The sequence below is a fragment of the Psychromicrobium lacuslunae genome (assembly GCF_000950575.1).
Classification (GTDB): domain Bacteria; phylum Actinomycetota; class Actinomycetes; order Actinomycetales; family Micrococcaceae; genus Renibacterium; species Renibacterium lacuslunae.
This window is the reverse complement of the sequence record NZ_CP011005.1, coordinates 96244-115126: the sequence shown is the minus strand read 5'-3', so window position 1 is coordinate 115126 and position 18883 is coordinate 96244. Positions and strand designations below refer to the sequence as shown.

The 18883-nt window shown below is 57.7% G+C and carries 20 protein-coding genes; 11 read left to right on the top strand and 9 right to left on the bottom strand.

Translation table 11 applies throughout. The annotated features are described in order from the left end of the window. The first annotated feature begins 1 nt into the window (after position 1). Positions 2-1243: a mannose-6-phosphate isomerase, class I gene (gene manA / locus UM93_RS00545; RefSeq protein WP_045073016.1), complete on the top strand. Its 1242-nt coding sequence runs from the start codon at positions 2-4 to the stop codon at positions 1241-1243. Here manA and UM93_RS00540 read toward each other — a convergent pair. The 4 genes from UM93_RS00540 to glpX all read right to left on the bottom strand — a co-directional run bounded on the left by UM93_RS00540 (position 1233) and on the right by glpX (position 5467). After that, entirely contained in the window at positions 1233-2246 is a 1014-nt protein-coding gene (locus UM93_RS00540) for a lipid II:glycine glycyltransferase FemX (protein ID WP_045073014.1), read from the bottom strand. The genes manA and UM93_RS00540 overlap by 11 nt on opposite strands. A 34-nt stretch (positions 2247-2280) precedes the next feature. After that, a complete protein-coding gene (locus tag UM93_RS16935; protein WP_052663452.1) occupies positions 2281-3222 on the bottom strand; it encodes an NBR1-Ig-like domain-containing protein in 942 nt (313 codons plus the stop codon). A gap of 88 nt (positions 3223-3310) precedes the next feature. Beyond that, entirely contained in the window at positions 3311-4318 is a 1008-nt protein-coding gene (locus UM93_RS16930; RefSeq protein ID WP_052663450.1) for an NBR1-Ig-like domain-containing protein, read from the bottom strand. Positions 4319-4417: 99 nt separating this feature from the next. Then, positions 4418-5467 carry a class II fructose-bisphosphatase gene (glpX, locus tag UM93_RS00525; protein ID WP_045073013.1) on the bottom strand — a complete coding sequence of 350 codons (1050 nt, stop codon included), beginning with the start codon at positions 5465-5467 and terminating at the stop codon, positions 4418-4420. 134 nt (positions 5468-5601) lie between these two features. Here glpX and UM93_RS00520 point away from each other — a divergent pair, with 134 nt between their 5' ends. The 5 genes from UM93_RS00520 (at position 5602) to UM93_RS00500 (ending at position 10976) form a co-directional block, all read left to right on the top strand. Continuing rightward, positions 5602-6312 carry a DUF4245 domain-containing protein gene (locus UM93_RS00520; RefSeq protein ID WP_045073011.1) on the top strand — a complete coding sequence of 237 codons (711 nt, stop codon included), beginning with the start codon at positions 5602-5604 and terminating at the stop codon, positions 6310-6312. Continuing rightward, entirely contained in the window at positions 6309-6920 is a 612-nt protein-coding gene (locus UM93_RS00515) for a carbonic anhydrase (RefSeq protein ID WP_045073009.1), read from the top strand. Before UM93_RS00520 ends, UM93_RS00515 begins: the two co-directional genes overlap by 4 nt. A 66-nt stretch (positions 6921-6986) precedes the next feature. After that, positions 6987-8405 carry a class II fumarate hydratase gene (locus UM93_RS00510; protein ID WP_045073008.1) on the top strand — a complete coding sequence of 473 codons (1419 nt, stop codon included), beginning with the start codon at positions 6987-6989 and terminating at the stop codon, positions 8403-8405. A gap of 168 nt (positions 8406-8573) precedes the next feature. Further along, positions 8574-9248, top strand: coding sequence for a TetR/AcrR family transcriptional regulator (locus tag UM93_RS00505; RefSeq protein WP_052663448.1), 675 nt, complete (start codon positions 8574-8576; stop codon positions 9246-9248). A gap of 9 nt (positions 9249-9257) precedes the next feature. After that, on the top strand, positions 9258-10976 hold the full coding sequence (locus UM93_RS00500; RefSeq protein WP_045073007.1) for an MDR family MFS transporter: 1719 nt from the start codon (positions 9258-9260) through the stop codon (positions 10974-10976). A 114-nt stretch (positions 10977-11090) separates the two neighbouring features. Here the strand turns inward: UM93_RS00500 and UM93_RS00495 are convergent, their stop codons facing one another. Further along, a complete protein-coding gene (locus tag UM93_RS00495) occupies positions 11091-11597 on the bottom strand; it encodes a prepilin peptidase (protein WP_045073006.1) in 507 nt (168 codons plus the stop codon). A 59-nt stretch (positions 11598-11656) separates the two neighbouring features. Here UM93_RS00495 and UM93_RS00490 point away from each other — a divergent pair, with 59 nt between their 5' ends. Beyond that, on the top strand, positions 11657-12409 hold the full coding sequence (locus tag UM93_RS00490; RefSeq protein WP_045076636.1) for a hypothetical protein: 753 nt from the start codon (positions 11657-11659) through the stop codon (positions 12407-12409). Positions 12410-12460: 51 nt separating this feature from the next. Further along, positions 12461-12916 carry an anthrone oxygenase family protein gene (locus UM93_RS00485; protein ID WP_045073004.1) on the top strand — a complete coding sequence of 152 codons (456 nt, stop codon included), beginning with the start codon at positions 12461-12463 and terminating at the stop codon, positions 12914-12916. Positions 12917-12924: 8 nt separating this feature from the next. Here UM93_RS00485 and UM93_RS00480 read toward each other — a convergent pair whose 3' ends face one another. Together UM93_RS00480 and UM93_RS00475 are read right to left on the bottom strand one after the other, a co-directional pair. After that, positions 12925-14319 carry an RNA 5'-3' helicase PhoH2 gene (locus tag UM93_RS00480; RefSeq protein WP_045076635.1) on the bottom strand — a complete coding sequence of 465 codons (1395 nt, stop codon included), beginning with the start codon at positions 14317-14319 and terminating at the stop codon, positions 12925-12927. Positions 14320-14569: 250 nt separating this feature from the next. Continuing rightward, positions 14570-15337: an isoprenyl transferase gene (locus UM93_RS00475; protein WP_045073003.1), complete on the bottom strand. Its 768-nt coding sequence runs from the start codon at positions 15335-15337 to the stop codon at positions 14570-14572. A 134-nt stretch (positions 15338-15471) separates the two neighbouring features. Between UM93_RS00475 and trhA the strand changes: the two genes are divergently transcribed. Next, positions 15472-16158: a PAQR family membrane homeostasis protein TrhA gene (gene trhA, locus UM93_RS00470; RefSeq protein ID WP_082056944.1), complete on the top strand. Its 687-nt coding sequence runs from the start codon at positions 15472-15474 to the stop codon at positions 16156-16158. A gap of 64 nt (positions 16159-16222) precedes the next feature. On the opposite strand, the gene UM93_RS00465 is transcribed toward trhA, so the two are convergent. Next, positions 16223-16576 carry a hypothetical protein gene (locus UM93_RS00465; RefSeq protein WP_422784944.1) on the bottom strand — a complete coding sequence of 118 codons (354 nt, stop codon included), beginning with the start codon at positions 16574-16576 and terminating at the stop codon, positions 16223-16225. 72 nt (positions 16577-16648) lie between these two features. Beyond that, positions 16649-17554 carry a mycothiol conjugate amidase Mca gene (mca, locus tag UM93_RS00460; protein WP_045073001.1) on the bottom strand — a complete coding sequence of 302 codons (906 nt, stop codon included), beginning with the start codon at positions 17552-17554 and terminating at the stop codon, positions 16649-16651. 235 nt (positions 17555-17789) lie between these two features. On the opposite strand from mca, the gene UM93_RS00455 reads away from it, so the two are divergent. Together UM93_RS00455 and greA are read left to right on the top strand one after the other, a co-directional pair. Then, the gene (locus tag UM93_RS00455; protein ID WP_082056943.1) at positions 17790-18158 is read left to right on the top strand and encodes a DUF4307 domain-containing protein; all 369 of its coding nucleotides are present in this window, start codon (positions 17790-17792) and stop codon (positions 18156-18158) included. Positions 18159-18356: 198 nt separating this feature from the next. Further along, a complete protein-coding gene (gene greA / locus UM93_RS00450) occupies positions 18357-18848 on the top strand; it encodes a transcription elongation factor GreA (RefSeq protein ID WP_045072999.1) in 492 nt (163 codons plus the stop codon). Positions 18849-18883: the final 35 nt, after the last annotated feature.

Below are 18883 nucleotides of genomic sequence, written 5' to 3'. Positions count from 1 at the left end.
CATGTATAAACTCAGCAACACGATTCGCCCCTACCCCTGGGGTTCGCTTAACGCGATCGCTGGATTGCTCGGACGAAAGCCAAGCGGTGGCCCGGAGGCAGAACTCTGGATCGGCGCTCATCTGGGTGCGCCGTCCATGGTGCTCAGCGAGGGCCATAGCGTGCCGCTGAACGAGCTGATCGACCAGGACCCGGAGCAGACCCTGGGCACAGATTCGCGGGCGGCCTTTGGCGATCGGCTGCCTTTCCTGCTCAAGGTGCTTGCCGCGGATAAGGCACTGTCTTTGCAGGTTCATCCAACCCTGGCTCAGGCTGCTGAGGGCTTCCAGGCCGAAGATGCGGCGGGAATTCCGCGCGACGCCGAGAACCGCAACTACAAAGACGATAATCACAAACCTGAAATGATCTTCGCGCTTACCCCCTTCGATGCGCTCTGCGGTTTTCGTCCCGTCACCGAAACACTCGCCATTTTTCGGCACTTAGCGGAGCGGTCAGATTCCGACTCCGGCGGCTTCCCAGCGCTGCTCAGCCAGGTCATTAACTGTTTGCTGAATACCGACAGTTCAGCGGCCTTGCGCGACGCTTTTGAACTGCTGATTAACGGTGCCGAAACCACCACAGCCGCGGTTAACTGGTCGGTGACACTATTGCGGTCAGGGGTGTCCAAGCAGCCGTTTGAACGAGAGTTTGACACCCTGTTAGAGCTAAACGAGCAATTCCCGGGTGACCCGGGAGTGCTAATTTCGCTGCTGCTCAACCGGGTCAAGCTATCCCCGGGTGAATGCCTTTCGATGCCAGCGGGGAACGTACACGCCTATCTGAACGGTCTGGGCATCGAGGTAATGGCTAGCTCGGACAATGTCTTGCGTGGCGGGCTAACCACGAAATTCGTCGATATCCCTGAGTTGCTGCGCATCGTCGACTTTCATGAACTGCCAGCTCCCGAGGTGACTGCAAGCAGCACAGCCCTGGGGCAAGAACTTTACATCCCCGGTTTCAACGAATTTCAACTGCAACGGATCACCATCCAGGCTGGCACAGAACCAGTGCCGCTCGCTCAACATGGCCCTGTGCTGGTGCTGATCACGGAGGGAGCCGCATTCCTCGACTCACCCCGTGGCGATCTAGCCCTGGCACATGGTGAAAGCGCCTTTATTGCCGCGGCGGAGAGCCCGGTTTTGCTGCACTCCCAGCAAGGATGCACTGCCTTCGCGGTAACCACAGCGCTCTCGTCTACCGTTTGAGTAGACTGCTGAACTTTCGTAGTCCTTTTCGCGCCATCGGCAGGGCTTTGGCATAAAACGGGTAGAAAGCTGAAAGAGGTTTATCCCAGCTGCCCACCAGCAAGTTTTCATGATCCGCGAAACCGAATTTGAACTGTGAGACGCCGTCGTTAAGTAAGCCATTGAAGTCATAGCGATGTACACCGCGCTCGCGCATGGCTTGGATCGCTGTCCACTTAAGTGCGTAATTAGCTCGTAGCTGCGAGCCTTCATCGGTCATTCCACCGTAAAGCTCGAAAGCCGTATCGGCGCTGTGCGCCAACCAGAGGAAGGCGACCACCCGGTCCCCTTTAAAAGCCCCAAAGACTGGCGAACGCGCGGCTAAATTCTCAAAAATATCTAGATAATAGGCATCTTGGTGGATGTTAAAAGCCGCTCGCTGGGCGGTCTGCTGATACACCTCAAGGCACTGTTTCAGCTCTGCTTGCTCGACCAGGCGGAAGTCAAGCTCCTCACGGCCCGACTTCCGAATGTATTGCCGGGTTTTTTTGGTCATTGCGGCGAACAGTTCCTCGTCGCTGCGATTCAGATCGAGAATAAGGGTACGGGGTATCAGAATCTGGGTAGCCGCTTTTTGCCAGCCGCTAGCCGACAACACGGACAACGCCGGATCGGTCGACTCCCAATCTGGTTCGGCGGTGAGGACCACTGCACCGCTTCGCTTCACCACCGATTCGATGGCGGAAAGCACTTCAGCTAGCCGGCTCAGCTCTGCCTGAGGACCGCGAGGAATATAGGCAAGCGACCGGAACGGAAAGGGCAAGCTTCGGTACAAGACTTGTGCTGACCCGACCAAATCCGCCCCGTCACGGACCAGCAGTCGCTCAGCTCGCCAGCCATGCTGTGCTTTTGACTCACCCCATCCCCAAAGCTGCATGGGATGGCCGCCTTGGGCGTCTACAGCTGCGTCCCACTCATTTCGATCGTGGCAAGGCTTAGCGTCCAAGGGAGTCTTCACAGTCATGTCTTAAGCCTAGCTGGCCGCGAGGTGGGAGAATTCACTGCTCTTTTCGCCAGTGCAGTCCTCGGCTTTCCACGGCTACTGAAAGACCCAGCGGATAGCTATTCGGCCAGCATAAGTTTCCTCGCTCATCGACCATCTTGAACCGCACAATGGCAATACTCGGGTATCGATTCACCGTCATTTCCAGCGAGATAACTACGCTCTCGCCAGGCATCGTATCGGCCAGCCGCACTGTCTCCGCAGAATGCGGATAGGTCGGCGTGTTAGGCGTCATACGTCGGATAGTGCGATTGATCCAGGGCACTTCGCCACTGTTCCGCAGGGTCCATGATTTCGTGAAAGTAGCACCGAAAGGAAAAATCGTGCCGTCCGGGACAGTTTCGGAAATAATTTCTGAACTATCCACTAATTCCCGTCGATCGCTAGCAACAAGGCCGGTCGCAGCACCTCCGCTTATTTCGTCCGCCGGGATCTTCGCTAGCCCTTCCCGAAGCCTAGCGAGATCAGTCATCGAGAAGTTGACCGCGCGTAGGATGGCGTCTCGAAAAGCCACCCGCTTAGTCCTTCCCGATTTAGCCGTATAGCCAATGTTCGGATTCCGCTGTAAGGCACGCTTATAGTTCATGAAGGCCCACGCGTCTCGCACCTGTTTGGTGTTAGTTTGGGAACCCTTGAGGGCGGGGTTGACGGTACGGATCAAAAAGAGGTCATGATCATTGGGCAGGTAACCACACAACAGGTAGGCCAGACCACCTCGGATCAAAGCACTTTCCTCAACAGAGGTAGGCGAGGCTAGGTATAACTTGCATACTGCGAAGAGGAATTTTGCTATTAATTGATCATCACCAAGGTCGGCCGCTAACTGCTCCTTGGCAATGGCGGTGAGACTTGGGCAGTTGGCAGCCGAGAGCCGCGGATCGTTGCGATTCGACGCGAAGCGATCAGAAATTTCAGTAACAGCGGCTGCCCAAACCATGGTAGCTACTTTATCGCGGAGCAAGGCGGCTCGATTACGCCAGCAGCACCAGCAAAACCTTGCCGATACTTACGCCCTTGCGCGGCTCTCAACCATCCCAACGCCGATGCGCATTTCCGGTTTCACGTTGCGTCCAAACTAATTTCCTCGTTTCGATGGCCATCAGAGCGCCGTGCGGATACTCATCGGGCCAGCAAAGATTCCCCTCTGAATCGACCATTTTGAACTTGATCTCGCTAAACCCGACAACGCTACTCGTGGTGACATCTACGGCGATAACCACAGTCTCCCCTGGCAAAGTGTCGGCCACCGGCACCTCCAACGCTGAGGCCGGATAGGAGGCGCTCAACGGTGTGATTCGCCGAAACTTGCGTCCAATCCATGGCACTTCACCAACATTTTTCAAGGTCCACGTCTTGGTCACGGTGGTATTGGTTGGTAAAAGAGAACCGTCAGGAATGGACTCGGTGACAAATTCCGAGGCGTCAACTCTTTCAGACCTGGTCTGGTTACTCCGGCTTGTCGTTTCCACCTCATTGGGTAGCGCCAGGAGACGACGCGAACGCTGCTCCAAAAGCATCTCGGCAGTCGCCTCACGGAACTCCGACAAGTTTTCCATGGCATAGCTAAAAGCTGTCAACACCGCGTCCCGGAAAGCCGGGCGCAGGGTCTGACCAGGTTTAGCCGAATAGCTCTGCTCCGGATCAAACAACAAACTTCTTTTGTAGACCATAAAGGCCCAAGTATCTCTGACTTGTTTGGTCTTCGCATTCATAACTCGGGTTCGAGGGTTAGCTCGCTGTATCAAAGCATAATCATGCTCATTCGGCTCATACTGAATGAGGAGGAAGCCCAAGCCAGCGCGAAGCAGGGCCTTCTGTTCAGCTGTTTTGAGTTGCCGCTCGTAAAAAACCGCGGCGAACTTAACCAAATTCTCCAGATCCCGCTCGCGGATAGCTGCCAGGCCAAAAACGTCTTCAGAAATCTTTCTCAGCGCCGGATTGGCTTCCAGATGAAAACAAATGTTCGCTTCGCGAGGAGCAAACCGCGTGGCGAGTTCCTCAGCTCCTTGCGCTAGGAGTCGTTCTTCCATCATCTCCCCCGTCTACCAAAACATCAGTCTGTAAAAAGATACTCCTAACCGATTGCAAAACCGAACGGTTGCCCTGTTACGCCGGAGATTGTTAGCGATGCGTTATCGCCGCGCGTAGGACTCCCACTTATTTGCGTGGTGTTCGGCATCAACGAAGCGCACGGTTCCCGATTTAGAACGCATCACGATCGACTGAGTTACCACCCGGTCCTTGGTGTAGCGCACGCCGCGCAGTAAATCGCCGTCGGTGATGCCGGTAGCCGCAAAGTAGCAGTTGTCACTGGCCACTAGATCGTTGGTGGAAAGCACCCGGTCCAGATCGTGCCCGGCGTCAAGCGCCTTCTGTTTTTCTTCATCCGAGGTTGGCCAGAGCCTGCCCTGAATAACGCCTCCCAGAGCCTTAATGGCGCAGGCCGCCACGATCCCCTCGGGTGTACCACCAATCCCCATCAAGGCGTCGACCCCGGTATTGGATCGGGCAGCGGCGATGGCGCCCGCCACATCACCGTCCATAATGAAGCGGGTACGCGCCCCGGCTGCCCTGATTTCCTCCACCAGCGGCTTATGCCGATCCCGATCCAGCACCATCACATTGAGCTGATTGACCTTGACACCCTTAGCTTTGGCAATCAGATGAAGGTTCTGTTTCACCGGCAGCCGTAAATCGACCATGTCAGCGGCTTCGGGGCCGGTAACCAGCTTTTCCATATAGAACACGGCCGAGGGGTCGAACATGGTGCCGCGCTCGGCCACCGCAAGTACCGCAAGCGCGTTATTGATCCCTAGCGCAGTCAGCCGGGTGCCATCAATAGGGTCAACTGCGACATCAACCTCGGGGCCGGTGCCATCGCCAACTCGCTCACCGTTAAAGAGCATCGGAGCTTCGTCCTTTTCGCCCTCACCAATCACCACAACACCGTTGAAATGAACGGTGTGCAGGAAGGAGCGCATTGCATCAACAGCCGCGCCATCAGCTTTGTTCTTATCGCCGAAGCCAACCCAGTGTCCGCCAGCGATCGCCGCTGCCTCGGTCACCCTGACCAGTTCGAGCGCGAGGTTGCGATCCGGTTCGTCGTCGCCGACAGCAAGCGCCGAGGAGAGAGTTGAGTATTGGGCTTCTTCAGGAACAGCAGAAAATTTGGGCTCTGGCACGGTAATTCCTCATCATTGAGCGGTCACGTCCCCTCAAGCATAGTTTGGCTTGGACCACCGAAGAACTCCCGGCGAGCTATTGTGATGCATGCCTCAAATGGTGTTCCGGTGCCAGAGTGCGAGAACATAGAGCTATGAGTGATGCTTCTCCCGGCAGTAAGTCGGCCAGCGCTGAGGCGAATAACGCTGCCCTGGCCTCGGCAGAGAGCGCCGAGACTTCCGCTCCAGCACCGCCCGCCGAGGGGGCAGGACCCTACGATGGCGCATCGCCCATCCTGCTCCAGCCAGCGGCTGCTAAGCGGGCTAACGCCACCGTGATCGGGATGCTGGTCGCGGTGCTACTTTGCCTGGTTCTCGCCTTGCCACTGGCCTTTTTCACCGCTAAGCCCGCAGGCCAGAGCTACCGGCCAGCAGTCGACGTCAGCGCAGCCGCTATCGATGCCAAAGGCGTCGCCGGATTCATCCCGGTGGCACCGGCGCTGCCCAGTGGTTGGACAGTAAATTACGCCCGCTGGAACCCAGCAGGCAGCGATGGAGTGGCTTTCTGGGAAGTCGGCTACGTCACCGCAGCTCAGCAGTTCATTGTGCTCACCCAAACCGCACAACCCAATCCGACCTGGCTGGCTGGGCGCACCGATAATGCCAACGTGACCGGGGATCGACCCGAGCAGGGCACCAGTTGGGAGCTCAGGGATAAACCCGGTACCTCAACCTCATTGATTCTGACAAACAAAACCACTGTCGTGCTGCGCGGCGAGTTCAGCAACGGCGCGGTGCCGTTGAACGATCTCGACCAGTTGGCTGTCGCGGTAGTCAACTCACTCAACGGAGCGGCTGGAAAATGAACCAACTCACGCCACACGATGCTTGGCTCAAGCTGCACGAAGGCAATGAACGCTTTGTCTCCGGCAGCTCACAACACCCCAACCAGGATTCCGCACATCGCGAGTCGCTGGTCGAAGGCCAGAATCCGTTTGCGGTGATTTTTGGCTGCTCGGACTCCCGCCTAGCCGCAGAAATTATCTTCGACCTAGGGCTAGGTGACGCCTTCGTGGTGCGGACCGCTGGGCAGGTGATCGATCTGGCCGTACTGGGCTCGATTGAATACTCCATCTCGGTACTCGGCGTGCCACTGATCGTGATCCTCGGCCACGACAACTGCGGCGCGGTCACCGCCACTAAGGACGCGGTGGAGAGCGGCGAGATGCCCAAGGGGTATTTGCGCAATCTGGTCGAGCGGATCACTCCTTCGGTGCTAGCTTCACAGCGCGATGGCGGTCAGGGCGTGAACGATTTTATGGTCGAGCACATTAAACAGACCGCAGCCAGATTGGTTGAAACCTCCCGCTCGGTGGCCGATGCTGTCGAACGCAAAGAGGTCGCCGTGGTCGGCCTGGCCTACCGCTTGGAGGAAGGTCGCGCCGAACTGGTCAGCAGCTTGGGGCAGCTCTAAAACTTTGCTTAGCTGCCCCGCTTAGCCGAAATTGTCCGGAGCGGATGGCCCGGATAATCTATAACCATGACGCAGACTGAGCCAGAATTTCGGATCGAACACGACACGATGGGTGAGGTCCGAGTTCCGGCCAATGCCCTCTATGCCGCCCAAACGCAACGCGCTGTGGAGAATTTCCCCATTTCGGGCACCACCTTGGAAAGCGCTCACATCGAGGCGTTGGCTCGGATCAAGAAGGCCGCCGCCTTGGCGAACGCTGAATTGGGGGTGCTCGACGAGGAGCGCGCCCAGGCCATTGCGGCCGCTGCCGAGGAAGTTATTTCTGGTAAGTACGACGGCGACTTCCCGATTGATGTGTTCCAGACTGGCTCCGGTACCTCCTCGAATATGAACACCAATGAGGTACTCGCGGCGCTGGCTAATCGCTCCTTGGCAGCTGCTGGCAGCGAGACCCAAGTGCACCCGAACGATCACGTCAATGCCTCACAGTCCTCCAATGACGTCTTCCCGACCTCTGTGCACGTGGCGGCAACCTCAGCCCTGGTCAATAATTTGGTGCCCGCACTGCAGTACCTGGCCGATTCGCTCGGTCGCAAAGCCGAAGAGTTCAAAGAGGTGGTGAAGTCAGGACGTACTCACCTGATGGACGCGACTCCGGTCACGCTAGGCCAAGAGTTCGGTGGCTACGCTGCTCAGGTGCGTTATGGCATCGAACGTATTGAATCTTCGCTCCCCCGGGTTGCCGAGGTTCCGCTTGGCGGTACCGCGGTAGGCACCGGAATCAACACCCCAGCTGGCTTCCCGCAACGAGTGATCGCCCTGCTCGCCGAAGACACCGGCCTGCCGCTGACCGAGGCCCGCGACCACTTTGAGGCTCAGGCGAACCGCGACGGACTGATTGAAGCCTCCGGCCAGCTGCGCAATATCGCTTATTCGCTCATGAAGATCAACAATGATTTGCGCTGGCTGGGCTCGGGCCCGAACACCGGTCTGGGCGAGATCGCGATTCCTGATCTGCAGCCGGGTTCCTCAATTATGCCGGGCAAGGTCAATCCGGTGATCTGCGAGGCATCGATTATGGTCTGCGCTCAGGTGATCGGCAATGACACCACCATTGCGCTCTCCTCCACCAATGGAGCCTTCGAGCTGAACGTCGGCATCCCGGTGATGGCCGCCAACCTCTTGCAGTCGATCCGCTTGCTCAGCAATACCGCCAAGGTGATGGCTGACAAGATGATCGACGGGATCACCGCGAACGTCGAGCGCGCACGCTTCCTCGCCGAGGCTTCACCCTCGATCGTTACTCCGCTGAACAAGTTCATTGGCTACGAGAACGCCGCCAAGATCGCCAAAAAGGCAGTTGCCGAAGGCCTCACCGTCCGCGAGGCAGTTATTGCCCTCGGGTACCTGGAGCGCGGCGAACTCACCGAAGCGCAGCTCGACAGCGCGCTCGATGTGCTCTCGATGACCCGGCCACCGCAGTAGTCAAACGGTATTAGCTCAGCCCGGCGGCGCTCCACGGTTCAACCCGTGGCAGCGCTACCGGGCGCTTGCTATTTAAGCCCTCATGGCTTCAGCTTCGGTTCAGTTAAGTGACACAACTCATGTCGATTAATTTTGCACTATTCGACACATAGTGCAAAACTTTACTTCGTGAAAGATAGTGCAATAATTTCCGTTGAGTCGCCGACCGAGGACGATTCACTCGGCTTGCGTGAACGGAAGAAGCAGGCGACCAGGGCCGCCATCGTGAAGGTGGCACAAGATCTCACCCTGGAGCACGGCTTTAATGGATTCACCGTCGAGCAACTGTGCGAGAGTGTCGGCATCTCCCGCCGCACCTTCTTCAACTATTTCGCCAGCAAGGAAGATGCCGTGCTGGGCTGGGACGGCGGAGACTTCCCCGAGGATCTCCAAGCTAGGTTCGTGGCAGGACAGTCAACCGAGCATCGGCCCGGTCAGCTATCCAGCACCTTGCTGCAAGACCTGCTCACCATGTTCGCCGAGAATACAAACCGGCTTCCCCGCACTCCGGAGGAACACCGGAAGCTGCACAAGGTGATTCTGAGTGAACCGCAGCTCCTCGCCAAAGCTCTAGATAGCTTCGAGAAACGTGAGCAGACCTTGCGCGAGTTGATCGCCAAGCGAGAATCTTGCGAAGCCGAGGACCTTCGGGTCCAGATGGCGGTAGTGCTGGTTGGTGCGATTCTTCGCAAATCCTCCGAAGCCTCCTTCCTCCCCGGTACCACCGAAGAGATTCCTAGCATCATGCGGCGCTACACCCGAGCAATCAAAGACCTCATTGAGAATTCCACGCTAGAAGACTAAGGACAAACCATGACAACTCTCAGCGCAGCTCAACCGCTGCTCCTGACTAAACGGCGAATCTGGACGATTTTCGCGGCGCTCATCGCCGGGATGCTGCTCTCCAGCCTCGACCAGACCATCGTCTCCACCGAGATGCCAACCATTGTTGGCAAGCTCGGCGGCGTCGAAAACCAAGCCTGGATCACCACGGCTTACCTTTTGGCGACCACCATTGTGATGCCAATTTACGGCAAATTCGGTGATGTGCTGGGGCGGCGGAACCTTTTCCTCATCGCCATCGCGCTCTTCACCCTAGCTTCAGTGGGTTGCGCCTTCGCCGGTGACTTCTGGATGTTCGTGGTCTTCCGCGCCCTGCAAGGTTTGGGCGGCGGCGGTCTGATGATCCTCTCGCAGGCGATTATTGCCGATATCGTACCGGCCAGCGAACGCGGTAAATACATGGGCCCGCTCGGTGGCATCTTCGGCCTGGCCGCCGTGGCCGGGCCGCTGCTGGGCGGCTTCTTCGTCGATCACCTTACCTGGGAATGGGCTTTCTACATCAATATCCCGGTCGGCATCGCCGCCTTCTTAATCGCCGTCTTTGCACTACGACTGCCCAGCAAGAAGGCCGAAAAAAAGATCGACGTTCTTGGCGTCGTCTTGCTCTCGATCGCCACCACCTGCCTGATCTTCTTCACCGACTTCGGTGGCAAGAAAAACGCTCCTGGCGAGAATCTCTACGGCTGGGGCGCCTGGGGCACCTGGGCCTGGGGCATTGGTTTGATCGTGGCAGCTACCCTGTTCGTGCTGGTCGAGCGCAAGGCTGAAGATCCGGTCATCCCGCTTAGCCTGTTCAAGAACCGGATCTTTATCAATGCCACCGCCATTGGCTTCACCCTAGGCCTCGGTATGTTCTCGGCACTGGCCTTCATTCCGACCTTCCTGCAAATGTCCTCCGGGGCTTCCGCCGCCGGTTCCGGTTTGTTAATGCTGCCGATGATGGCGGGCCTATTCGCCACCTCGATCTACTCTGGTATTGCGATCAGCAAGAGCGGTAAGTACAAGATCTACCCGATCATTGGTACCTCGCTGACCATTCTGGCCATGCTCTGGATGACCACGCTCACCGCGGACACTCCGCTGTTCCTCATCTGCGTGCAACTCTTCGTTTTCGGCGCAGGTCTTGGCTTGATCATGCAGGTGATCGTGATGGTGGTGCAGAACGCGGTACCGGCCACCCAAATCGGCACCGCGACCAGTACCAATAACTACTTCCGTGAAGTGGGTGCATCGTTGGGTGTCGCGGTCTTCGGCACCATCTTCACCAGCAGGTTGACCGAGTCGCTCACGAATGTGTTCGCTGGCTTGCCGGGCGGTGCGGCGAATGCTTCGCAGTCTGCGGCCACCCTCGATCCGCAGAAACTCGCCACCCTGCCAGAGGGCGTGCGGGACTCGATTGTGAACGCCTACGCGGACTCGCTGGCTCCGGTGTTCTGGTACCTGGTGCCGTTCATTGCCATCGCTTTGATCTTGGCAATTACCCTCAAGCAGATTCCACTCTCCGACACCTCAGGGATGGTGGCACGTGGTGAGGCAATTTCGGGCGAAGAGGCCGAACGCCTGGAAGCTGAGCTGGCCACGCAGAAGTCCGGAGTGCCCGCTGGGATCGGAGCTAGTGCTGGCACAGTTCCCTCGGCGCCGAACTCTGACGACGACGGTGGCGCCGAGTTAGAGGACGCCCGCCGCTAATATCCGTCGGTTCGAGAAGCCGTGTTCGCGAGAACGCAATGACTTCGGGATAGTCCAACAGCAAGTAACTGGGCTATCCCGAAGTCATTTGGCTATCTTGAACCACTTCGAAGGTTAGGCCGGGGTGAGCAACGCAAGTATCGTGCCGGCGAACATTAGCGGCCCAAAAGGCAGAGCAGTTTTCAAAGTGCCCTTGCGGCTGAGCAGCAATCCAACGCCCACCAGACCGCCCAACATAAAGCTAAGGATGCTGGCATAGAGCAGGTGCAGCCAGCTGAGGTACCCCAGATAACAGCCGAGCAGCACCGCCAATTTCACATCCCCTAGCCCCATTCCCGCCGGATAGATCGCGCGTAGGAGTAGGTAACCGAGCCCTAGAACCACCCCACCGAGTAGGACGCGGAGCGCAGTTCCAGCGTCAGCGGCTAGCAGAGCAGAGCATCCCAGCAGCCCCAGGGCTACCGCGATTGAGGGGTAAACGATCCGGTTTGGGAGCAGATGGCTGCGTAGGTCAATTATGCTCAACCAAACAGCTATCACCAGCAAATAGGCACAGGCTAGCGCCGTCAAAACAAAACTCAACGGGTATTGGACGATCAATTGGCAAAGCCTCGGGATCATGCTGGGATGCTACTCGAAAACACCGCTACTCCGCAGCCCCGCCAGCGTACACTGTGGATATGGAGCTTACCGCCGATGTTTTCCGAGCGTTGTGTCGATCTTCGCCGTGGAAATGGCGTAGCTTGCGCTTCCAGGTGCGCTGGTTGCCTAATGACTCGGCGGCGAGCACAGTCAACGGCTGGATCCGCCGCCCACTCGCCCTGCGCATTGAGGCGCTGGACGGCACCGTCTTGCAAAGCACAGCCGGTTTGAACGACTCAAAGGATTCGCTTTTCACCTCCGGGTCGAGAAAACCTTGGTTACTGCCGCCGCATCTGGTCACCCCGCTGTATCAGGCTGACGGTTTGGTAAGGCGTCGACCCGAGGCGCAGTATGGTGAGCCTGGCTTCGGTCTTGATCAGCTGAGTGCCGCCCGGTTCGCCGCCTGGTTCGACCCGGTCGAACTGGCTGGCAACGCGCCGGTGCCGATTGAGTTTCCGTTCGCCAATGTCACCGAACCCATCGAACTCCGTTTCGTCGACCATGAAGGCCGAGAGGCAGTGGAGGCGGTACTCACCGCAAACCATAGCTATCAGCCACGTACCGTCGGCGCCGCCATCCTCTTTCCAGGCCGCACCGCGGTACGGATCGACGTGGAGACCGGGATTTGCTTGGCAAGTCAATCACTAGATGGGGCAACCGCCGGGCAAGGCCATTGGATCAGCGTGCTGGCAGTGGATGAATACATGCTCGACGATTTATTTACCCAGGACTCCTCATTACTCACGGACGTTCGCCAACACATCGAATGGGAACTGCCGCAAGCCCAGTAGCTCGGAGAGATAGCGCTGTTAGCGCCGCTCCCATTGTGGTATTGATTAGCCATGACTGATCCTTGGACTGCCACCGCGAGTATCGTCTCAATTGTCAGCGCGGCTCTTCTCGGCGGCGTCTATCTAGCCTTTACCAGCATGGTGATGCCGGCACTCAAGCGCACCGGGAGCAGAGATGCCGCCGGAGTTATGAATAAGATCAACGTTGCTGCCGAACAGCCGGGTTTCCTTTCGATCTTCGCCCTCGGCGCACTCTCGGCGGTAGCTGTGCTGCTGCTCAACCTGCCTCAATTGGGCGAAACAGCTGCGCTCTGGCGTATCGCTGGGGCGGTGCTAAGCCTGTTTGGCACCTTGATCACCATGGTGCACAACGTGCCACGTAATCGTCGGTTAAGTGCCGAACCCGATTTCTGGCCCCGCTTTGCCACCGAATGGTCCCGCTCGAACCTGCTCCGAGGCCTTAGCTCTGGCCTCGGAGCAGTATTCGGGGTGCTTGGCTTGCTTTAGTCTCGATCTTAGATTTCGGCACCTTCCAACAGATCGGTGACCAAAGCTGCGATCGGCGAACGCTCCGAGCGGTTCAAGGTGATGTGCGCGAAGAGCGGGTGACCCTTGAGCGTCTCCACTACCGCAGCGATACCGTCATGACGACCCACTCGGAGGTTGTCTCGCTGCGCGACGTCGTGGGTAAGCACAATCTTGGAGTTCTGCCCGATCCGGCTCATCACGGTGAGCAGCACGTTCTTCTCCAGCGACTGAGCTTCGTCCACAATGACGAAAGCATCGTGGAGGGATCGTCCCCGAATATGGGTCAACGGCAGCACTTCGAGCATGCCCCGATCCATCACTTCTTCGACCACTTCTTGGGAGACTAAGGCACCCAAGGTATCGAAAACTGCCTGCGCCCAGGGATTCATCTTCTCTGTCTCAGAGCCCGGCAAAAAGCCGAGTTCCTGACCCCCTACCGCGTAGAGCGGCCGGAAGACCATCACTTTGCGATGCTCCCGACGCTCCAGCACTGCTTCCAAGCCCGCACAGAGCGCCAAAGCAGATTTACCGGTACCAGCCCGGCCCCCGAGCGAGATAATGCCCACCTCAGGGTCCATCAGCAGGTCAATAGCCAGCCGCTGCTCTGCAGAGCGTCCATGCAAGCCAAAGACATCGCGATTGCCCTTCACCAAGCGAACCTGCTTATCCGCGCCGACTCGGCCTAGCGCCGAACCGCGGTTCGAGAGCAAAACCAAACCAGTATTGGTCGGCAGCTCCGCAGCGGCCGGCACGAAGACCGGCTCGTGGTTGTAAAGAGTATTGACCTCTTCCTCAGCAACATCGAGCTCCGCGACACCGGTCCAGCCGGAGTCCTGGACCAGCTCATTGCGGTATTCCTCAGCCTGCAAGCCCATCGCCGAAGCTTTGACCCGCATCGGTAGGTCCTTGGAGACCACCGTGACGTCGAAACCCTCATTGGCCAGGTTCTTTGCTACCGCAAGAATTCTGGCGTCGTTATCGCCGCTGCGAAAACCTGCGGGTAACACTTCGGAAGAGATGTGGTTGAGTTCAACCCGTAACGATCCGCCCTCTTCCCCGAGTGGGATCGCCTTGTTCAAACCACCGTGCTCTACCCGTAAATCGTCAAGCAAACGCAAAGCTTTCCGGGCAAAATACCCCAGTTCTGGGTCATGCCTTTTAGCTTCGAGCTCGCTAATCACCACGATCGGCAGAATGACTTCATGCTCTGCGAATCGGGTAATCGCGCGAGGATCAGAGAGTAGAACCGAAGTGTCCAATACATAAGAACGCGAAAGACCGGCAGCTGCTAACGCTGATCCGGTCTTCTTGGTCTTAGTGGTTTTGGCGGGGCCTCGCTTGCCGCGAGCGGCAGGCTGTTCGGCTGCGGATGGTGTATTCATGAGGGCCACGTGACTCCAGACCCTGAGCCAGAGCTCAGTTTCCTAAGATGCGGCGGGGTGCTGCGGAGCACGACACAAGGCCAGCTTCCGCTCGATGCTGCGATAGTTCGCATCTTTGGCCTCCCCGATCAACGCCCTGGGTGAGCATCGATGAATCACAATCTACGCCTTGCACTTGAGGCTGCGAGTAGCCTCCGGCGGCGTGTCGGTTAACTCCGCGTGAACTCTACATCCGGGTCGTGAGCGAAGCTCAGGAGCCGTAGCGACGATGCCGGCCAGCGTAGTCGCGGAGCGCGCGTAAGAAGTCGACTCGGCGGAAGGCCGGCCAGAGCACCTCGCAAAAATACATCTCGCTGTAAGCACTCTGCCAGAGTAAGAATCCGGAGAGCCGCTGCTCCCCTGAGGTTCTAATCACCAGATCGGGATCGCGTTGACCCCTGGTGTAGAGAAAACGAGAGATGTCCTCAACATCGAGGGTTTCCGCTAGTTCGGCGATATCACGCTGTTGTGCGACCGCGTCGCGCAGCAGCTCGCGTACTGCGTCGACAATTTCGCGTCGGCCACCGTAGCCGACGGCAAGATTCACATGCAGCTTTTCGGTGGTCGGAGTGCGTTGGGTCAAGCGGATCAGGCGTTCCGCTAGATAGTCGGGTAGCACCTCGGGCGCGCCCATCGCGCTGACGCTAATCGTATCGTCTGAATCGAGTCGATCCATCATGGTGGCGATAATGACAAGTAGTTCGTCGAGCTCCTCTTTCGAGCGACCAATGTTCTCGGTGGAGAGCATGTAGAGAGTGACGACTTTAACACCTAGCTCCTGACACCAGCCCAAGAACTCGTGGATCTTTTCCGCACCGGCCTGATGCCCATGGCCAACCGAAGCATTGAACTGCTTAGCCCACCGGCGATTCCCATCCACTGTCATCGCAACGTGTTCTGGAATTTTCTGGCCGCGTAGCGATCTTGCCAGTCTGCGCTCGTAAAGACCGTACAGCGGGTGCGGAATTTTCCACGCCATCCGCACACCACCTCCTGATCCTCAAGCGTCGAACTTTTCGACCTCTCCATAGGTTACCCGCAGATAGCAGAGTGCAATGCCAAATAAATATTACTCACAAGTAACTTATTCGCCGATTGAGCTACCATAGAAGAATGGTGCGTCAAGCTTCTAGCCCAGTGAAACCCCCACCAGTGCCGCTCAAGCCAACACTAGGGGTTAAACCAAGCTGGCGTGGCTGGATTCATTTGGTGGCCACTCCGCTAGCGATGGCGGCCGGGATTGTCTTGATTTGCGTGGCACCAACGGTGCTTGGCAAAGTAACCTCGGCGATATATGCATTTACTGGAATGCTTCTTTTCGGGATCAGCGCGCTCTACCATCGTGGTAACTGGAAGCCCACCGTCAAAGCCGTGCTGAAGCGTTTAGACCACACCAATATTATGTTGGTGATCGCTGGCACCTACACCCCGCTGGCGGCGCTACTCTTGCCACCGGAAAAAGCGACTCTTCTACTCTGGGCGATCTGGGTGGGCGCGATAGCTGGAGTGGCGTTCCGGGTACTCTGGGTTAGTGCGCCACGCTGGCTTTATGTGCCGATCTACTGCATTCTCGGCCTAGCTGCAGTCTTTTTCTTCCCCGACTTTTTTGCCGCTTCCATTCCAGCCGCAGTACTGATCTGCGTTGGCGGCGCCTTCTATATCGCGGGCGCAGTGTTTTACGGGATCAAACGACCGAATTTCTCCCAGGCACACTTCGGCTTCCACGAATTTTTTCACGCCTTCACCGTGGTCGGGTTCACCTGCCACTTCATCGCCATTATGTTCGCGGTATTTTCGTAGGTGTCGTCGTTCTCGTCGTTTTTGCCCTTTGCCCTGCTGACAGAGTTCTCACCTTGAGTTGGCGCTACTTCGGGCTGGATTTGCCGTTAGCTGACTCCTCCGGAGCTTCTGCTGGCGAGCCTTCAGCGGTGGATTGCCCACTTTCCACTGTTTCACCGTCGGTAGCGGGGTGAGCTTCCGGGATTACCGGTGCCGCTAATTCGCCGGCTACCTGGGCTCGGTAACGTACCCTGCGGATTCGACGCACCATATCGACAATCAGGAAAACCATGATCACCACAATGAAAAAGGTGGCTAAGAACCCTAGAAAACCCGGACTCACCTGATCGGTAGTCAAACCGTCCTTTAACGAGGGCGTCGGCGAAGGGGTTGGTGAGGCTAAGGGCACTGTATTAAAGAACATGATCACGGGGCGCACCCCACCATTCTCCCGCTAAGCAGCACCGAAGGCGAAATCAGTGGTGTCCTGCGCCCCGGACACCGTCAAGACCTAACGCAATCCCGCGAAGAGATCCCGTTCCGGCAACTCAGTGGGCACAAGTGATTCGATCAGCGAATAATCTTCCCAGGGCCAAACCTTGCGCTGCAGATCGAGAGACACCGCGAAGAAAAAACCTTGCGGATCAACCTGGGTAGCATGGGCACGTAAAGCGTTATCGCGCACCTCAAAAAAATCTCCGCACTCAATCTGCGTAGTCGCCGGATGCTGGCCCCGAGCAGGCTTGTTGCCCTCCGCATCAGCTTCTAACCAAGACGCGATCCACTCAGCATAGGGTGAGTTCATGCCAGCTTCCTCCAAAGCATCGTGCAAGGCCCTGAAACGTTGCGGATTGAAGGCTAAATCGTAGTACAGCTTGCTCGGCTGCCAAGGCGCGCCGGCGTCCGGATAGCGTTCTGGGTCCCCGGCAGCATGGAAGGCCTCCACCGCCACCCGGTGGGCCATAATGTGGTCCGGGTGCGGATAACCACCATTTTCGTCGTAACTAACAATCACCTGCGGTTTGAATTCGCGGACTAGCCGGACCAACGGAGCGGCGGCACGCTCCAGCGGCTGTAAGGCAAAGCAACCTGGAGGCAAGGGCGGTAGCGGGTCACCTTCCGGTAACCCGGAATCGACAAATCCCAACCAGCGATGCTCAATACCGATAATCGAGGCAGCCTTGGCCATTTCCAGCCTTCGCGCGCCAGCCATATCGCGAAGCGCATGGGGGTCCGCCGCAAGCGCTGGATTCTGCACATCACCACGCTCACCACCGGTACAGCTGGCCACCATTACCCGGGCACCCTGGGCCCGGTAACTGGCCATCATCGCGGCACCTTTGCTAGATTCATCATCCGGATGCGCGTGTACCGCCAATAGCCGGAGCTCACCCTGCTTCACCTGTTGCGCCGCCAATCCGTTCCCCTTCCCCTGGTCTTCCCTCGGGCTTCCTCTGATTCGATGTCAAGCTCGACCGCCAGACGAATTAGACTGGAAGGTGAAGCTTTGGACATGAACAACTCAAAGCTATGTTACTGCTACGTGAGTTTTCAGAACGGCGGGAAGAAGAGTGCCTCAGCCAGCCTCTGCGCAACAGGTATCCCCCAGCCTAGCTAATCGCTATGGCTCCCCCCAACGCACCCTCAAGGGAATGAGCAAAGGACGAAGGATCCTGCTGATCGGCGCAGTGGCACTAGTGGTGCTCGCGTTCGTCAGCTGGTTGACTTTTGGTCGCGGCCCGGGCGCCGACCTCAAATTAATTGGCTTCACCGTGGTCAACGACTCGCAGACCACCGTTGATTTCCAGGTCACCAAGGACCCAGCCTCCACGGCCCAGTGCGAGGTTAAAGCCTTAGATGACAGCTACACAGTGGTTGGTTGGAAAATTGCCACCGTGCCGGCTAATCCCGTCGATCAAGGCACTGAACAGGGCCGCACAACTCGCCAGCAGGTCCAGCTGCTCACCGATTCCCTCGCGGTCTCCGCGGTCGTCGATAGCTGTTGGATCGTGCAGAACTAGCCCTCGCATTCGCCATCGCGAGATTGCTTTTCGGACACAATGCCACGCTTAGCGCGAACACTCCTTGGGTTATTCCAACGTCTTGACTACACTGGTGAATTATCTTTACCCCGCTTGACGGCTTCTTGACGGCATTGGACTGGTTCGGAGGCCACGGCAGGCGGGGTCTTTGCTTGTCAAACTACGAGGAGGACACCCGTGTCTACCCCTAGCGCACCCACTGCCTGGCTTACTCAGGAAGCATTCGATCGGCTAAGCGCCGAGCTGGAGGAGCTTTCCGGGCCTGCTCGCGTCGAAGTGGTCAAGAAGATCGAACAAGCTCGCTCTGAGGGCGATCTGAAGGAAAACGGCGGCTACCACGCGGCCAAGGAAGAGCAGGGTAAGATCGAGGCGCGGATTCGCCAGCTCACCGAGCTACTGCGTGATGCTCATGTTGGCGAGACTCCGGCTGACGACGGTGTGGTTGAACAAGGCATGCTGGTTGTCGCCAAGATCGCTGGAGAAAAGACCACCTTCCTGCTCGGCAGCCGCGAAGTAGCAGGCGATACCGATCTGGATGTTTTCAGCGAAAAATCACCGCTCGGCGAAGCCATTCACGGGCACAAAGTGGGCGATAAGCTCAGTTACACAGCACCAAACGGCAAAGACATTAAAGTCGAGATTGTCTCCGCAAAACCTTATACGGGCTAGCCGATCGGACCTCTGTGTGCTCGCCCGCTACTCGC

Bases quoted from the DNA above. Each gene is read 5' to 3' on its own strand.
- manA (WP_045073016.1), top strand. From the start codon at position 2: ATGTATAAACTCAGCAACACGATTCGCCCCTACCCCTGGGGTTCGCTT.
- UM93_RS00540 (WP_045073014.1), bottom strand. From the start codon at position 2,246: ATGACTGTGAAGACTCCCTTGGACGCTAAGCCTTGCCACGATCGAAAT.
- UM93_RS16935 (WP_052663452.1), bottom strand. From the start codon at position 3,222: ATGGTTTGGGCAGCCGCTGTTACTGAAATTTCTGATCGCTTCGCGTCG.
- UM93_RS16930 (WP_052663450.1), bottom strand. From the start codon at position 4,318: ATGATGGAAGAACGACTCCTAGCGCAAGGAGCTGAGGAACTCGCCACG.
- UM93_RS00520 (WP_045073011.1), top strand. From the start codon at position 5,602: ATGAGTGATGCTTCTCCCGGCAGTAAGTCGGCCAGCGCTGAGGCGAAT.
- UM93_RS00515 (WP_045073009.1), top strand. From the start codon at position 6,309: ATGAACCAACTCACGCCACACGATGCTTGGCTCAAGCTGCACGAAGGC.
- UM93_RS00510 (WP_045073008.1), top strand. From the start codon at position 6,987: ATGACGCAGACTGAGCCAGAATTTCGGATCGAACACGACACGATGGGT.
- UM93_RS00500 (WP_045073007.1), top strand. From the start codon at position 9,258: ATGACAACTCTCAGCGCAGCTCAACCGCTGCTCCTGACTAAACGGCGA.
- UM93_RS00495 (WP_045073006.1), bottom strand. From the start codon at position 11,597: ATGATCCCGAGGCTTTGCCAATTGATCGTCCAATACCCGTTGAGTTTT.
- UM93_RS00490 (WP_045076636.1), top strand. From the start codon at position 11,657: ATGGAGCTTACCGCCGATGTTTTCCGAGCGTTGTGTCGATCTTCGCCG.
- UM93_RS00485 (WP_045073004.1), top strand. From the start codon at position 12,461: ATGACTGATCCTTGGACTGCCACCGCGAGTATCGTCTCAATTGTCAGC.
- UM93_RS00480 (WP_045076635.1), bottom strand. From the start codon at position 14,319: ATGAATACACCATCCGCAGCCGAACAGCCTGCCGCTCGCGGCAAGCGA.
- UM93_RS00475 (WP_045073003.1), bottom strand. From the start codon at position 15,337: ATGGCGTGGAAAATTCCGCACCCGCTGTACGGTCTTTACGAGCGCAGA.
- trhA (WP_082056944.1), top strand. From the start codon at position 15,472: ATGGTGCGTCAAGCTTCTAGCCCAGTGAAACCCCCACCAGTGCCGCTC.
- UM93_RS00455 (WP_082056943.1), top strand. From the start codon at position 17,790: ATGAGCAAAGGACGAAGGATCCTGCTGATCGGCGCAGTGGCACTAGTG.